We start from the raw sequence: 14,896 nt of genomic DNA, 5'->3' as shown, positions 1-14,896 counted from the left end.
GAGGGCGGCGGCGAGGGCGTCGGCGGCGTCGTCGGGGCGGGGTGGGGTGTCGAGGTTGAGCTCCCGCATCACCGCCTCGAGCACGTCGTCCTTCTGGGCGTGGCCATGGCCGGTGAGGGCCAGCTTGATCTGCATCGGCGGAAACTCCACCACCGGCACCTTGAGGCGCGCCAGGGTCATCATCAGCACGCCGCGGGCCTGCACCACCGAGATCGTGGTGCTGGAGCGGTAGAAGAAAAACTTCTCCACCACCGCCAGATCGGGTTGCCACGTGCGGATCAGCACCCGCAGGTCGCGGGCGATCTCCACCATTCGATCCCCTTCGCTGCGGCCGGGATCGGTGCGGATGATGCCGCAGTCGAGCAGGTGCTGGGCGCCGCCCCGGTGCTCCTCCACCTCGATCATCCCGTAGCCGACGCGGGCCAGACCGGGATCGATGCCGAGGATCCTCATGCGGGCCGGCGGCTGGGCATCAGGCCGCCAGGGCGAGCTCGAAGGCGCTGCGGTCGCTGCTGTCGGGGCGGTTAAACACCTTGCAGAACACCTTCACCACCCGGTCGCCCGAGTCGATCTGCTCGAGCGGATCCTTGCGCAGGCGGTGGCGCAGGCAGCAGGCCACCACCCGGGCCACGTCGTCTTCGGTGACCTCGGTGCGGCCCTCAAACGCGGCCAGGGCGCGGGCGGCGCGGTTGGTGACGATGTCGCCGCGCAGGCCATCCACATCCAGTTCGCCGCAGATGCCGGAGATGCGGATGCGCAGATCGTCGTCGATCTGCACTTGGGGCAGAAGCTTCTGGGCCGCGATCACCCGATCCTGCAGGGCGTCCTGGGTGGGCTGCACGGCGGTGTTGAACCCGTCGGGGTCGTTGTCGAAGGCGGTGCGCTGATCCACCACCTGCACCCGCAGCTCGGGGTTGCGCACGGTGCGCACCTCCACGCTCATGCCGAAGCGATCCAGCAGCTGGGGCCGCAGCTCGCCCTCCTCCGGGTTGCCGGAGCCGATCAGCACGAAGCGGGCGGGGTGGCGCACGCTCACGCCCTCCCGTTCCACCGTGTTCCAGCCGGAGGCGGCCGAGTCGAGGAGCACGTCCACCAGGTGGTCGTCGAGCAGGTTCACCTCATCGACGTAGAGCAGGCCCCGGTTGGCCTTGGCCAGCAGACCCGGCTCGAAGGCCCGCACGCCCTCGCTGAGGGCCTTTTCGATGTCGATGGTGCCGCAGAGGCGGTCTTCGGTGGCGCCCAGGGGCAGGTCGACCATCGGCACCTGACGGGGCTCCACGGGCAGCTGCTCGCCCTGCTCGGCGCGGGCGCGCACCTCCGTGCTCTGCAGGTCGGGGTCGCTGGGGGAGCTGTTGTAGGGGTCGCCGGCCACCACGTCGATCTCGGGCAGCAGGTCGGCCAGGGCACGGATCGTGGTGGATTTGCCGGTGCCCCGGTCGCCCATGATCATCACGCCGCCGATGCGCGGATCGATCACGTTGAGCAGCAGGGCCAGCTTCATCTCCTCCTGCCCGACGATGGCGGTGAAGGGGAAGACCCTGCGCTTCCTGGGCTGACTCACGGAGCGGATACCGGCGGTGTGGGCGATTGTTTCACAGGCCACACGCCGGGCAGGGGTGTGCGGGGGCGCCAGGCATCACAGCGGCAGGGCCGCTTCCCCGCCTCGATGAGCCGACCACAACGGGGCAGGAGAAGCCCCATCACCTCCCCCTAGCCTCAGCCGGCGGCCCGATTCCGAGACTCCCCCATGGCGCGAAATCTGGCTGAGCTGCTCCATGGCGGCCCCGTCACCGCGGCCGAGGTGGAGCGCATCAGCGACACGCTGATCTTCGAGCCGGGGCGGCCAGGGCCAAAGTTTCTCAAGTTCGTGATCCTGCTGGTGCTGGCCTCCGCCATCGCCAGCTTCGGCCTGCTGGGTGATTCGGTGGCGGCTGTGATCGGCGCCATGATCGTGGCGCCGCTGATGCTGCCGATCATGGGATTGGCGTTCAGCATCAGCCTCGGCGACCGGCCTCGGATCCTCAACTCGCTGCTGGTCAGCCTGGCGGGTATCGCCATCGCGGTGGTGGTGGGCTTCCTGCTCACGCTGCCGGTGGCAGGCCTGTTGCACCCTCAGACCATCCCACAGGTGATGGTGCGCACGGCACCGCATCTGCTCGATCTGATGGCCGCCCTTGCCACCGGAGTGGCCGGCGCCTTCGCCCTAGCGCGCCGCGATGTCTCCGACACCCTGCCGGGGGTGGCAATCGCCGTGTCGCTGGTGCCACCGCTGGCCAATGTGGGCATCCTGCTGGCCTTCGGAGAGCCGACGCTCGCCAGCGGCAGCCTGCTGCTGTTCATCACCAACTACATCGCGATCCTGCTCACCGGCGCCGCTGTGTTCGCGCTGATGGGCTTCCGCCAGGCCGCCACCGGACCGTTCGATGCCCGCGCCAGGCGCCAGGCCCTGGCGATCGCCCTGGGCGGCCTGCTGGCCATCACGATTCCCTTGGCCATCACCAGTGAACGGCTGATCGTCACGAACCGGATCACGGTTCACACCGCGGCCCTGGCCCGTGAGTGGCTGCGCGGCTCCGGCTACAGCGTCGAATCGGTGGATGGCGAGACCGCCGATGGCAGCGTGCGCCTGCTGCTGGCGGGCAGCGGCAGCCTGCCTCCAGTCGACCGGCTCGAACAGCGCACCCGCCGTGTGCTCGCAGGCCGTCCGCTGCAGGTCAAGGTGCTGCAGGGCAGCAGCTTCTCGCTCATGCCGAAGCGACCCTGAACTCCAGGTGCAGGTCCTGGGAGCGCTCTCAGCGGCCCCGGCTGCCGCGCGTCGGCAGCGCGCCGGCAGCCGAGGAAGGTGCGCCTGTCGCCGGTGCGACGACCGGTAGCAGTGACAAAACCTGGGGCGGGGTGGCGTCGGCCGGATAGATCAGCCGCACCTGCAGTTGGCGGCTGGCGCCGGGCGCCAGGCTCACCCTGCCGAGGGCGGGCCCGGGCTCGCCGGCCCGCTGCACCAGGTGGAAACTGCGCCGTCCCGCTGGCCGTCCCGGTGCACCCGAGGGAGCGGGCTCACCATCGAGGCCGGTCACCTCCACCGTGCCGCGGAACATCACCGGCCGATTGCCGGGGCTGCCGTGGAAGCGCAGGCCGCCGGCGGCGGCATCGCCCTTGAGCGGCGATTCCAGGGCCAGCTCCAGCGCCACCGGCTTGGCGGTGTCGTTGCGCAGGGGGATGCTCAGGTCGTATTCGACGCCGTAGTTGCCGTGGGCGGCCCAGGCTGTGCCGGGGTAGAAGGCCTGCAGCTCGGCGGTCTGCACCTGGCCGCTGCCGAGGCTGCCCCGCTCCAGGCTGCTGATCGGCCAGGAGATCGGCGCCCGGCGCACGCTCAGCCAGGCCTGCCCCGGATCGGTGAGGCGGGTGCGCCAGGTGCTGCCCACCTGCACCCCACTCACCCGCGAATACACAAGCGACCCCTTGGCGCCCCGGGGGGTGGGCGCATGCTCCCGGGGGCTGAGGCCCCCCTCCAGCAGGGCGGCCCAGGCACTGGCCGGCGGCGGCGCGTTGCCGCTGCCGAAGGCGGCCAGGGTGGCGAGGCTCACGGGGCCGGAGCTCTCCAGCCGCAGCTGCAGGTTGCGGCCGTTGAGCAGGGGGTCGAGGCCCCGCACCGGCAGGGGCAACACCACCAGGGTGGTGGGGGCGCCGGGGGCCAGGGTCCAGCTGGCGGGCAGTTCGGCGCTGCGCTGGCGGGTCAGCAGTTCGGTGGCCACCCGGCTGCCCGGGCCCGCATAGATCGGGGTGCTGCCCTGGGCCATCAGGGCGGGCAGGGGCAGGAAGGGGGCGCCGGCCTGGCCGGGATCCACGGCCTGGGAGAGGGCGGTGGAGCCGCTCAGCAGCTTCAGGCTCACGGGCTGGGAGCCGCGGGGCGCGGCCAGCACCACCAGCCACAGGGTGGAGTTGAGGCTTTCGGGCTTGCCCGCATACACGTGGTGGCTGAACAGGTCGAAGCGGCCGTTGAGGGCCACATCCAGGTGGGCCTCCGGCACCGCGCGCCCGGCCTTGGGAAAGGTGGAGAGCAGGATCCCGGGCTCGCGGATCAGCTCCGGGTTGTTGTCGTTCACCAGCAGCACCCGGTCGAGGCTGCCGCTCAGGGGGGCCACGGTTTGGGGCCGCAGCACGGGGGCCGGCTGGGGGCTGGGGGCCTGGGCCAGAGCAGGGTGCAGGAGGGCAGGCGGTGTCAGGACACCCGTAAGCAGCAGGGCGCCGGCCCAGGGGGCGGGGCAGGTGCGGACGGTGCGGCTCATTTGCGGCCCACCAGGGCTTTGGCCACTTCGCCGGCCATGGCGCGGATCAGGTCAGTGGAGCGGGGATCGTTGAAGGGACCCTTCACCATGAAGGCCGCCACGGCCCGCTGGCCATTGGGCAGCTGGATCAGGGCCGCATCGGCGTAGGCGATGCCGATGTCGCCGGTCTTGTTGTAGGTGGTGATCCCGAAGCTGAGCAGCTCGCTGTCCGGGTCGGCACCGTCCTTGCCTAGCCCCTGCAGCAGACCCAGGGGGATCAGGGTGTTGGTGCGGGAGCTGCCCATGATTTCCCGGAACAGGTCGCGGGCCCTGGGGCTGAGCTTTTCGCCTGTGTCCACGAGGGCAATCGCCTTGGCCAGGTCGCGGCTGCTGGTGGTGTTGGTGCCGTTGAGGTCGGGCAGCCAGTTGTTCACCGCCGTGTTGGGCAGACCAATGGCGGTGAAGCGCTCGTTCAGCACCGTTTTGCCCCCCAGCCGCTTGATCAGCAGGTTGGTGGCGCTGTTGTCGCTCACCCGGATCATCTCCGTGGCCGCTTCAAAGAAGGGGAAGCGGGTGCCCACCGGCCGGCTGGCCATCCAGCCGGCGCCGCCGCCCACCACCTCCTTGGTGAGGGGCAGGGGCTCGTTCCAGCGCAGCTTGCCGCTGTCGAGGTCTTCCAGGCCCGCCAGCAGGATTGGCGTCTTGATCGAGCTGGCGGCGGGCAGGGGCAGGTCGGGCTGGAGCTGGGCGAAGCGGCCGTCATCGAGCACCAGCAGGAAGCCGCTGGCGGTGAGATCTTTCTGGGCGGCGGCCAGCTGGGACCAGCGCTGGCTCAGGGCCGGCAGCTCGGTGCGGGGCTCGAAGCGGCCCTGGTCGAGGCCCTGGCCGGTGCGAACCGCGGCGCCATCCAGGCTGGGGGGCTTGATGGCGCCCTGGGCCAGCCGGGGGGCCAGCAGCTTGAGGCTGGTGCCGGTGATCACCCCCAGGCCGATGCCCATCACGGCCAGGCGTAACACCAGGCGCAGGGGCTGGCCCCAGCGGCTCTTGGGGCTGCGGGACGGACGACCGGCGGTCACGGAGCCATGCAGACGAAGTGGACCGACGCTAAGGGGTCTGGCCAGCCTTGCCCTGCGGGGCCGCCTGCCCCCGCTCACTGGCCCAGCGCAACTGGCGCACCATGCCCCGCACCAGGGCCACCTCCTCGCTGGAGATCTGGGCTCGCTGCAACAGCCCCCGCAACTTGGCCATGCGGGCGTGGGCGGTGTGGGGATGGAGGAAGCCCACGTCGAGCAGCAGGGCTTCCGCGTCGCCGAGCATGGCCTCGAGGCTCTGGCGGTCGCTGGGTTCGGGCGGGGGTGGCTGGGCGGCTGACGGTGGGGCGCCCTGACCCAGGCCATGCCAGCTGTGCAGCACCAGGGCCGCGGCGTGGGAGAGGTTGAGGGAGGCGTAGGCGTCGCCGCTGCCCAGGGTGAGCAGCCGGCCGGCCTGGAGCAGTTCGTCGTTGCTGAGGCCCCGGTCTTCGCGGCCGAACACCAGGGCCACCGGTGCCGTGCCCTGCTGCAGCCAACGCAGGGCCGGTTCGGGCTCCAGCAGGGGCAGGGGTTCGCCGGCGCGCCGGCCGCTGGTGGCCACCACCCGCCGGCAATCGGCCAGGGCGGCGCTGAGGCTGGGAAACAGGCGGGCCTGCTCCAGCACCCAGCCGCCGTGCACGGCCATGCGGCGGGCTTCCTCGCCCAGGTGGTCGCAGCGGGGGGCCACCAGCCGAAGCTCCGCCACGCCGAAATTGGCGCAGAGCCGGGCGACGCTGCCCACGTTCAGCGGCCCGGCGGGCTCCACCAGCACCACGGTGAGGTCTGGAGTCACACCAGCCCGTTGAGGTAGGCCAGCAGGTCGGCCATGGCCTGGGGCTCGGGTTGGAAGCGCGGCATGGGCGGGGTGCGTCCGCTCACCACCTGCTGGATCAGCTGGCGGGGGCTCTTGCGCGCGGCGACGCCGTGCAGGTTGGGGCCCACCAGCCCCTGGGCGGCAATGCCATGGCAGCCGGCGCAATTGAGCCGAAACAGGCGGCCGCCCTTTTCACTCGAACCGCTCAGTTCCAGGGTCTGGCGGGTGTAGGGATCGGCGCGGGCCGCGGGCAGCACGAGGAGCACCGCCACGATGCAGGCGGCCGCCGCCATGCCCACCAGGGCGGCGATCAGACCGCGGCGATTGCCGGGGGCCTCGGGGCTGGGCAGGGGTTGGCCGGTCACAGTTGGTGCAGAAGACTCGCGGTGGGGGCCTGGGCCGTGGAAGAATTGTGCCCTGATCGCCGCCCCAGCCTTCCCATGATCGAACCCCTGCTCTGCGGCATCGTGCTCGGTCTGATTCCCGTGACGCTGGCTGGCCTGTTTGTGGCGGCCTGGAACCAGTATCGCCGCGGCACCCTGCTCGACTGAGCACGGGCCCTCGCCCGTCAGGCCTGCTGCAGCAGCACCAGGCTGGTGCCGCCGTAGCGCCGTTGATCCCGCAGGAGCCATCCCGCAGGCAGGCCCGGGATGGCGTCGCTGGCGCATTCCCAGATCAGGGTGCCGCCGGGCTTGAGCCAGCCCCCTCTGGCCACCCCCGCCGAAATCGGTTCGTAGAGCCCTGCGGCGTAGGGCGGGTCGGCGTAGATCAGATCAAAATCCTGGTTGGCCGCGCGGTCTGCCGCGGTGGAGCTGGCCAGCCAGCGCCCCACCTCGCGGTAGTGCAGCTCCCAGCTGCCCAGCCCGGCGCTCACCGTCTCCAGGTTGGTCCGGGCCACGGCGGCGATGCGGCGGTCTTGCTCAATGGCCACCACGCGGCGGGCTCCCCGCTGCAGGGCCTCGCAGGCCATCACGCCACTGCCGCTGCAGAGATCGAGCCAGGCGCAGCCGGGCACCTCGGCCGCCAGCAGGTTCATCACCGCCAGCCGCACCCGGGAGCTGGTGGGACGGGCCGTGCTGCCGGGCGGGCTCTGCAGGCGGCGGCCACCGCTCAGCCGCAGGCTCATGGCGAGCTCATCGGGAGGCCAGCCAGGCCAGCCAGCGACGCAGGATCGCCTCGCCGTGGGGGCCCGATTTTTCCGGGTGAAACTGACAGGCACCGATGGCCCCCTGCCACACCGCGGCCGTGACGGCGGTGTCGCCGAAGCGCACCAGGGCGGTGTTGCAGGCCGGGTCGCTGGGCTCGGCGGCGTAGGAGTGCACGAAGTACACCCAGGTGTCGCGGCTGCCGGCGGGCAGCAGGGGGCTGGGGCTGGCGGGCAGCAGCGGCTCCCAGCCCATGTGGGGGATCGGCTGGCCCGGCTGGCGCGGCAGGGCCCGCACCCGGCCCTTCAGCAGGCCCAGGCCGCTTGCCGTGCCCTCGTCGCTGGCTTCAAACAGCAGCTGCAACCCCAGGCAGATGCCCAGCAGCGGTTTGCCGGCGGCGCACCAGGCGGTGATCGCCTCAGCCAGGTCGCCCTGGCGCAACCGCTCCATGGCCGGATCGAAGGCCCCCACCCCCGGCAGCACCAGGGCCGTGCAGCTCTCCATCGCGGCGGCATCATGCACCGGCTGCACCGTGGCGCCCAGCCGCTCGAAGGCCCGCTGCACCGAGTGCAGGTTGCCCATGCCGTAGTCGATCAGGCCAAGGCGCGTCATGGGGCAGGAGGTGGGCTGGGTTGGCGGCGGCCCGGCGGCTGCTCCGGCTCCTGACCAGGCGGCAGGGGCAGACCGTTGAGGGCGTCGAGCAGCTGGTACAGCCGGCCGATGCGGCGCCGGTCGAAGTGGAAGTTGAGGCAGGGGCGCAGCAGGCCGTGGTCATCCACGGTTTCGCTGGCCTGGATCACCCCCTCATCCACCAGGTCGTCGAACTGGCGGTTGAGGCTGTCGAGCTGCTCCGCCAGCAGGGGGGCGTTGAGCAGCAGCTCGATGCGGTTGTCGCCCAGGCGGGCGGAGTGGAAGCGTTGGTAGAAGCGGCTGATGCGTGCCACCGCCTCCTCGGCGCTGTGGGCCTCGATCAGCAGGTCGCCGTCTTCCGGGGAGATCAGCCCACGGGCGGCCAGGCCCTGGCTGAGATCCCGCTGCCAGCCACTCCAGAAGGCATCGCCCGGGGGGGCCAGCAGCACCAGGGGAATCGGAGGGGTGCGGCCGGTTTGGATCAGGGTGAGCGATTCGAACAGCTCGTCGAGGGTGCCGAATCCCCCCGGCATCACCACCAGGGCATCACTCTCCCGCAGGAAGAAGAGCTTGCGGGTGAAGAAGTAGCGGAAGTGGAGCAGCCGGCCGTCGCAGCTGCTCACGAAGCGGTTGGCGTGCTGCTCGAAGGGCAGATCGACATTGAGCCCAATGCTGGCCTCGCAGCCCGCCCCGCTGTTGGCCGCCTCCATGATGCCGCCGCCGGCGCCGGTCATCACCTCGAAGCCCGCCGTTACGGCGAAGTGGGCCAACTGCTCCGCTAGGCCGTAGCAGGGGTCGCTCTGCACGGTGCGGGCCGAGCCGAACACGGTGATCTTGCGGGTGTCCCTGTGGGGCCGGAACACCTCCAGGGCCTCGCTGATATCGGCCAGGGCACCACTGATGAGCCGCCACTCGCCATGGCCCCGCTCCCGGCGACCCACCTGCAACAGGGACACCAGGGACCGTTCGATCAGGTGCCGCTGGGGATGGTCTTCAAGCTCCTGGGCCAGGGCCTGCAGGGGGCTCTGGCCGAAGGGGGATGGGGCGCTCAGGGTTCTGCCCTCAGACAGACGGGTGGGCTCAGAGGTACTTGGAAATGGTGCCCGAGAGGGTGGTTTTGGGCACGGCCCCCACCACGGTGTCCACCTTCTGGCCGCCCTTGAAGATCATCAGGGTGGGGATGCTGCGGATGCCGTACTGGCTGGCGACGTTGGGGTTTTCGTCGGTGTTGAGCTTGAACACCTTGATCTTGCCCTCGAATTCGGCAGCGATTTCGTCGACGATCGGGGCGACCATGCGGCAGGGCCCACACCAGGGAGCCCAGAAGTCGATCAGCACGGGCAAATCACTCTTGAGCACGTCTTGCTCAAAGGAGGCATCAGTGACAGCGGCAGCGCTGGACATCCTTGCTGGATCAGGGTTCCAGGGAATCTAGCAAGGTTGTTTAGGGGGCACACCAGAGCGTTGCAGGCCGTTATCAGCGGCCCGCAACGCTCCGGTGAGGGGAGAAGACAAAAAGCCCGGACGCGCCGGGCCGGAGGGTGTGAGGAGTGTGGGAGCCGAAGCTCACACAGCTCAACGATAGGAGCTACTTGCCCATGCCCAGTTGTTGGGCTTTCTGGTACACCTTGCCTTCCGTGAGCAGGGACGGAGCCACCACCACCTCCACCTGCTGCATCTCCCGGATGGTGCGGGCGCCGAGGGTGCCCATGGAGGTGCGGATGCAGCCCAGCAGGTTCTGGGTGCCGTCATCGAGACCGGCCGGACCACGCAGAATTTTTTCCAGGCTGCCGGTGGTGCCCACCTTGATGCGGGTGCCGCGGGGCAGCACGGGGCTGGGGGTGGCCATGCCCCAGTGGAAGCCGCGGCCGGGGGCTTCGGCGGCGCGGGCGATGGGTGAGCCGATCATCACGGCGTCGGCGCCGCAGGCCAGGCACTTGCAGATGTCACCGCCGGTGACGATGCCGCCGTCGGCCACGATCGGCACGTAGCGGCCGCTCTCGGCGAAGTAGTCGGCGCGGGCGGCGGCGCAGTCGGCCACCGAGGTGGCCTGGGGGATGCCGATGCCCAGCACGCCGCGGCTGGTGCAGGCGGCCCCGGGGCCGATGCCCACCATCACGCCGGCGGCGCCGGCCCGCATCAGCTTCAGGGCCACGTCGTAGGTGACGCAGTTGCCGATCACCACCGGCACGCCGAAGTCGCGGCAGAGGGCCTCGAGGTCCAGCGTTTCCTGGCCCTCGGGGCCGATGTGCTCGGTGCTCACCACGGTGGCCTGCACGAAGAAGAGGTCAGCGCCGGCCTCGGCGATGGCTTTGCCGAACTTGAGCGCCGCCACCGGCGTGGCACTCACCGCCGCAATGCCGCCTTGCTCCTTGATCTCGGCGATCCGCTGGCGGATCAGGTCTTCCCGCACGGGCTGGCTGTAGAGCTCCTGCATCAGGGGCACGAAGCTGTCGCGGTCGACGGCGGCGATGCGATCCAGCACGGGGTTGGGATCGTCGTAACGGCACTGCACGCCTTCCAGGTTCAGCACGCCCAGGGCGCCCTGCTTGGTGAGTTCCACGCACATACCCACATCCACCACGCCATCCATGGCGCTGGCGATGATCGGGATCTCACGGGTGATGCCGCCCAGGCTCCAGCTGCTGTCGGTGACGGCGGGATCCACGGTGCGTCCACCGGGCACCAGGGCGATCTCGTCGATGCCGTAGGCGCGGCGAACGGTACGGGAGCGGCCGAGCTGAATGTCCACCTGGAATCCACGGATTCGGGACAAGCTATCAACCGACCTGCCCCGCCCCGGCTGACGCGATCCGAACTCAGCTCTTGCCGCGGAAGGCTTTCCAGCGCTGGCTGAGGCCGCCCAGCAGCCGCTCGCGCTCGCTGCTGCGCAGCAGCTTGGGCACGCCGTAGCGCACCACCCACACCACGCCGGCCAGCTCGAGCAGGCCGGGCACCAGGGGCAGGCTGTCGAGGGCGCCGAGCAGGGCGCTGTAGATGCGCAGCACCAGCAGCAGGCCCACCAGGGCCGCCAGGGCGGTGACGGGCCTGCTGGCCTGGGACCACAGGGATTGGAGTTCGTTCTGGTTGAGCCACTGGGCCAGCTTCTGCAGCAGCAGATCCCACTCGCCGCCCTCGCCTTCGTCCGCTCCCAAGGAGCTGGGAGCCACCAGGGGAGCGCTGGCAGGCTCCAAGGGCTCCGCCGTGAAGGTGGCGGCGACGCTGGGTTCGGGGGGCGCGGCGGGTTCGGGCGCCGGGGTGCTGCTTGCCTGCACGTCCAGCTCTTGCCCGGCTTCGAGCTCCGGCTCAGCAGGGCTCAGCTCGGTAGGGCTGGGGTCGGGGCTGGTGGTGGTGTCGTCGGCCATGGCGGTCGGCGCGGCGGATGCACGAAGTTGGCGGGAGCTTAGGTGGGTTTGGCGGTGCGACCCAGGGTGGGCTCCGGCCCCAGACCTGGCTCAGGCTTCGAGGGGCAGGAGGGAGGGGCGGGGGCTCAGGGGCACCAGGGGCAGCCGCAGCGGGAAGCTGCCGTTACCCAGGGCCTCTACCAGGGCTTCGGCGGCGGCGGCGGCCAGGCGGGGGCTGTGGGAGGGGGCGCAGGCCACCGGCCGGCCTTGCACCGTGATCGTGCCGCTGAGCAGCTCGCTGTAGGTGGCCGACCCCAGGCTGGGTTTGACCCGCCGCGGCACCGACAGATCGAGCACGGGCGCCTCCAGCTCGTCTGGGCCGGCGGCGGCCTGGCGGGCCACCGCGGCGTTCATCAGGGGCACGGGCGCGGCCACCGTGATCAGCAGGGCACTGCCGTGGCCCTCGAAGAAGCAGGGCCGCACCCACTCGGGCCGCAGGTCGTGCAAATCCACGCTCACGGCGGCGGCGGCTCCGGGGCTGCGGGCATGGCCACTGGCCTGGCGGCGGCAGCCGGGCTGGTGGCCGCTGCCGGCGCCCACCACCCAGCCGATGGCCCCGCCCACCAGCACCGGTGAGCCCGGGCCCAGCAGCGCCAGCCCCGGCATGGTGAGGCCGATGCTGCCGGCGCCCCCGCAGGAATAGAGGGCGTTGGCGGCCGGTCCCAGCAGGGTGCCGTAGGGGCTGGGGCAGGGGCCTTCGGCTTGGCTGAGGGCCACCACGCCGTTTTCGGCGATGGCCCGATGCAGCAGCAGGCGTCCGCCGCCGATCTGCTCGAGGCTGAGCTCGCTGTGCAGCTCCCGGCGGGGGTGCAGGGGTGTGGCCTCGCCGCTGGCGCTGAAGGGCAGCGCCCGGCCCGCGAGCAGGGCGCCGAGCAGCTGGGCACCGCCCATGGCGTCGGCCAGCCCGCCGCCGATTGGCAACACCAGCTCGCCAGCCCCGCAGCCCGCCAGCCCCGCCACGCCGGCCAGCTGCCCGTCGCGCAGGCGGATCGGTGGGTCCGTGGGCCCGAGGCTCAGGTGCAGGCTGGCCTGGTCGGTGAAGCCCGCATCGGCGGCCACCACCACATCGGTGGCGGCGTAGGCCTCGGCCAGCCCGGCGTGCTGCACCAGGCTGCGGAAGTCGGCGGCGGCGCGCACCTGCAGCTGGCCCCGCTCCTGCTTGAGGCGCAGCTCCGCTTCCGAGCGCGGCGGGAACTCACGGGCGTTCAAGGCGGGCATGGGCCTGATTTGGGCATTCCCCGGGGGTTTCGATAAACTGACCCTTGCTCAAGACGGTCATGTATGGCGGATCCCAGCGGACCCGGTGCTGGTTCACCGGGAGACCCCGGCGGCAACGGCGATTCGCGGATCATCCAGACCGACTTGCGCAACGAGATGTCGCGCTCCTATCTGGAGTATGCGATGAGCGTGATCGTGGGTCGGGCCCTGCCCGATGCCCGCGATGGCCTCAAGCCGGTGCACCGGCGGATCCTCTACGCCATGTACGAGCTGGGCCTCACCAGCGACAGGCCTTACCGCAAATGCGCCCGTGTGGTGGGTGAGGTGCTCGGTAAGTACCACCCCCACGGCGACACGGCGGTGTACGACGCCCTGGTGCGGATGGCGCAGGACTTCAACATGCGCATGCCCCTGGTGAATGGGCATGGCAACTTCGGCTCGGTGGACGGCGATCCCCCGGCCGCCATGCGTTACACCGAATCGCGGCTGCAGGCCCTCACCACCGACAGCCTGCTCGAAGACATCGAAGCGGAGACCGTCGACTTCGCCGACAACTTCGACGGCTCCCAGCAGGAGCCCACCGTGATGCCGGCGCGGATTCCGCAGCTGCTGCTGAACGGCTCCACCGGCATCGCCGTGGGGATGGCCACCAACATCCCGCCCCACAACCTCACCGAGCTGATCGACGGGATGCTGGCGCTGATCGCCAACCCCGAGATCGACGATCTGCAGTTGATGGCGATCATCCCGGGGCCCGACTTCCCCACAGGTGGGCAGATCCTGGGCCGCCGGGGCATCCGCGAGACCTACACCACCGGCCGCGGCTCGGTGACCATGCGAGGGGTGGCCTCGATCGAAACGGTGGAGGTGAAGGGCCGCCCCGACCGGGATGCGGTGATCATCACCGAGCTGCCCTTCCAAACCAACAAGGCCTCGCTGATCGAGCGCATCGCCGAGCTGGTGAACGACAAGAAGCTCGAGGGCATCGCCGACATCCGCGACGAATCCGACCGCGACGGCATGCGGATCGTGATCGAGCTGCGCCGCGACGCCTATCCCCAGGTGGTGCTGAACAACCTGTTCAAGCTCACCCCGCTGCAGAACAACTTCAGCGCCTACATGCTGGCGCTGGTGAAGTCGGAGCCGGTGCTGCTCACCCTGCGCAAGATGCTGCAGGTGTTCCTCGACTTCCGCGTCGAGACGATCGAGCGGCGCACCCGCTACTTCCTGCGCAAGGCCGAAGAGCGCGACCACATCCTGCTGGGCCTGCTGCTGGCCCTCGACCAGCTCGATCCGATCATTGCCCTGATCCGGGCCGCCTCGGATGCGGCCACGGCCCGGCAGCAGCTGCAGGAGCGCCACGGCCTCAGCGAGATCCAGGCCGACGCCATCCTGCAGATGCAGCTGCGGCGGCTCACGGCCCTGGAGGCCGACAAGATCCGGCTCGAGCACGAGGATCTCGTGGCCAAGATCGCCGACTACAAGGACATCCTGGCCAACCGCGAGCGGGTGCTCACGATCATCACCGAGGAGCTCGGGGTGATCCGCAGCCGCTACCTCTCGCCCCGCCGCACCGAGATCCTCGATCTCGAGGGCGGCCTCGAAGACATCGACCTGATCGCCAACGAGCGCTCGGTGGTGCTGCTCACCGAGAACGGCTACCTCAAGCGGATGCCGGTGAGCGAATTCGAAGCTACCAGCCGCGGCACCCGCGGCAAGGCCGGCACCAAGACCCAGGGTGAGGAGGCGGTGCGGCTGTTCATCAGCTGCAACGACCACGACAACCTGCTGCTGTTCTCGGATCGGGGCGTGGTGTACACCGTGCCGGCCTACCGGGTGCCGATCTGCAGCCGGGCCGCCAAGGGCACGCCAATCGTGCAGATGCTGCCGATCCCCCGCGAGGAGCAGATCACCTCGCTGCTGGCGGTGAGCGAATTCGCCGAGGACGCCGTGCTGGTGATGCTCACCAGCGGTGGCTACGTGAAGCGCACCCGGCTTTCGGCCTTCGCCAACATCCGCTCCAACGGCCTGATCGCCATCTCCCTGGAGGACGGCGACGCCCTCACCTGGGTGCGGCTGGCCCAGCCGGGCGATTCGGTGCTGATCGGCTCGCGCAACGGCATGACGATCCACTTCCGCCTCAGCGATGAGGAGCTGCGGCCGTTGGGTCGCACGGCCCGCGGCGTGCGGGCCATGAACCTGCGCACCGGCGACCAGCTGGTGAGCATGGATGTGATTCCGGCCGAGCTCGCCGATCTGGTGGCCAGCTGTGCCGGTGACGACGCCAGCGATGACGCCGAGGCTGGCGACGTGGTGGCCCCGAGCGAGGGGCCCTGGGTGCTGGTGGCCA

General features: G+C 70.5%; 16 protein-coding genes. 3 read left to right on the top strand and 13 right to left on the bottom strand.

Annotation, left to right across the window (positions count from 1 at the left end; translation table 11 throughout):
• Positions 1-453 (bottom strand): crossover junction endodeoxyribonuclease RuvC (gene ruvC / locus KBY71_RS11965; protein WP_254929131.1); only part of this gene is annotated, 453 nt, incomplete at its 3' end.
• Positions 454-472: 19 nt separating this feature from the next.
• Entirely contained in the window at positions 473-1,561 is a 1,089-nt protein-coding gene (gene bchI, locus KBY71_RS11960) for a magnesium chelatase ATPase subunit I (protein WP_254929133.1), read from the bottom strand.
• Between the two features lie 186 nt (positions 1,562-1,747).
• Here bchI and KBY71_RS11955 point away from each other — a divergent pair, with 186 nt between their 5' ends.
• Positions 1,748-2,764, top strand: a complete 1,017-nt coding sequence (locus KBY71_RS11955) for a DUF389 domain-containing protein (protein WP_254929130.1) — start codon at positions 1,748-1,750, stop codon at positions 2,762-2,764.
• A 28-nt stretch (positions 2,765-2,792) separates the two neighbouring features.
• On the opposite strand, the gene KBY71_RS11950 is transcribed toward KBY71_RS11955, so the two are convergent.
• From KBY71_RS11950 to KBY71_RS11935, 4 genes are read right to left on the bottom strand one after another with little or no spacing between them, the layout of a single operon-like run.
• Positions 2,793-4,286, bottom strand: a complete 1,494-nt coding sequence (locus KBY71_RS11950) for a DUF3370 domain-containing protein (protein ID WP_254929129.1) — start codon at positions 4,284-4,286, stop codon at positions 2,793-2,795.
• Positions 4,283-5,341 (bottom strand): serine hydrolase, encoded by a 1,059-nt coding sequence (locus KBY71_RS11945; protein WP_254929128.1) that lies wholly within the window; start codon positions 5,339-5,341, stop codon positions 4,283-4,285. Before KBY71_RS11945 ends, KBY71_RS11950 begins: the two co-directional genes overlap by 4 nt.
• 28 nt (positions 5,342-5,369) lie before the next feature.
• Complete coding sequence (locus tag KBY71_RS11940; RefSeq protein ID WP_254929127.1) at positions 5,370-6,128, bottom strand: RNA methyltransferase; 759 nt, start codon at positions 6,126-6,128, stop codon at positions 5,370-5,372.
• A complete protein-coding gene (locus KBY71_RS11935) occupies positions 6,125-6,442 on the bottom strand; it encodes a c-type cytochrome (RefSeq protein WP_254929132.1) in 318 nt (105 codons plus the stop codon). The genes KBY71_RS11940 and KBY71_RS11935 overlap by 4 nt, the downstream gene beginning before the upstream one ends.
• Positions 6,443-6,589: 147 nt before the next feature.
• On the opposite strand from KBY71_RS11935, the gene petG reads away from it, so the two are divergent.
• Complete coding sequence (gene petG / locus KBY71_RS11930; protein WP_094559756.1) at positions 6,590-6,700, top strand: cytochrome b6-f complex subunit V; 111 nt, start codon at positions 6,590-6,592, stop codon at positions 6,698-6,700.
• Between the two features lie 17 nt (positions 6,701-6,717).
• Here the strand turns inward: petG and rsmD are convergent, their stop codons facing one another.
• The 7 genes from rsmD to KBY71_RS11895 form a co-directional block, all read right to left on the bottom strand.
• The gene (gene rsmD / locus KBY71_RS11925) at positions 6,718-7,275 is read right to left on the bottom strand and encodes a 16S rRNA (guanine(966)-N(2))-methyltransferase RsmD (RefSeq protein WP_254929126.1); all 558 of its coding nucleotides are present in this window, start codon (positions 7,273-7,275) and stop codon (positions 6,718-6,720) included.
• A gap of 7 nt (positions 7,276-7,282) precedes the next feature.
• Positions 7,283-7,906, bottom strand: a complete 624-nt coding sequence (hisH, locus tag KBY71_RS11920) for an imidazole glycerol phosphate synthase subunit HisH (RefSeq protein ID WP_254929125.1) — start codon at positions 7,904-7,906, stop codon at positions 7,283-7,285.
• Positions 7,903-8,880, bottom strand: a complete 978-nt coding sequence (locus KBY71_RS11915) for an LOG family protein (RefSeq protein ID WP_254929124.1) — start codon at positions 8,878-8,880, stop codon at positions 7,903-7,905. Before KBY71_RS11915 ends, hisH begins: the two co-directional genes overlap by 4 nt.
• Before the next feature lie 124 nt (positions 8,881-9,004).
• Positions 9,005-9,328, bottom strand: a complete 324-nt coding sequence (gene trxA, locus KBY71_RS11910; RefSeq protein WP_094559760.1) for a thioredoxin — start codon at positions 9,326-9,328, stop codon at positions 9,005-9,007.
• Positions 9,329-9,512: 184 nt separating this feature from the next.
• Complete coding sequence (locus tag KBY71_RS11905) at positions 9,513-10,676, bottom strand: GuaB3 family IMP dehydrogenase-related protein (RefSeq protein ID WP_254929123.1); 1,164 nt, start codon at positions 10,674-10,676, stop codon at positions 9,513-9,515.
• Between the two features lie 67 nt (positions 10,677-10,743).
• Positions 10,744-11,289, bottom strand: coding sequence for a CAAD domain-containing protein (locus KBY71_RS11900; protein WP_254929122.1), 546 nt, complete (start codon positions 11,287-11,289; stop codon positions 10,744-10,746).
• A 90-nt stretch (positions 11,290-11,379) separates the two neighbouring features.
• Positions 11,380-12,546, bottom strand: a complete 1,167-nt coding sequence (locus KBY71_RS11895; protein WP_254929121.1) for a homocysteine biosynthesis protein — start codon at positions 12,544-12,546, stop codon at positions 11,380-11,382.
• Between the two features lie 63 nt (positions 12,547-12,609).
• Between KBY71_RS11895 and gyrA the strand changes: the two genes are divergently transcribed.
• Positions 12,610-14,896, top strand: a 2,287-nt coding sequence (gene gyrA, locus KBY71_RS11890) for a DNA gyrase subunit A (RefSeq protein ID WP_254929120.1), incomplete at its 3' end; no start/stop codon positions are given.

The organism is Cyanobium sp. T1B-Tous (genome assembly GCF_024345475.1).
In the GTDB taxonomy this organism is placed as follows: Bacteria; Cyanobacteriota; Cyanobacteriia; order PCC-6307; family Cyanobiaceae; genus Cyanobium_A.
Note: the sequence above shows the minus strand (reverse complement) of the source record. Positions and strands in the feature narration are given on the sequence as shown.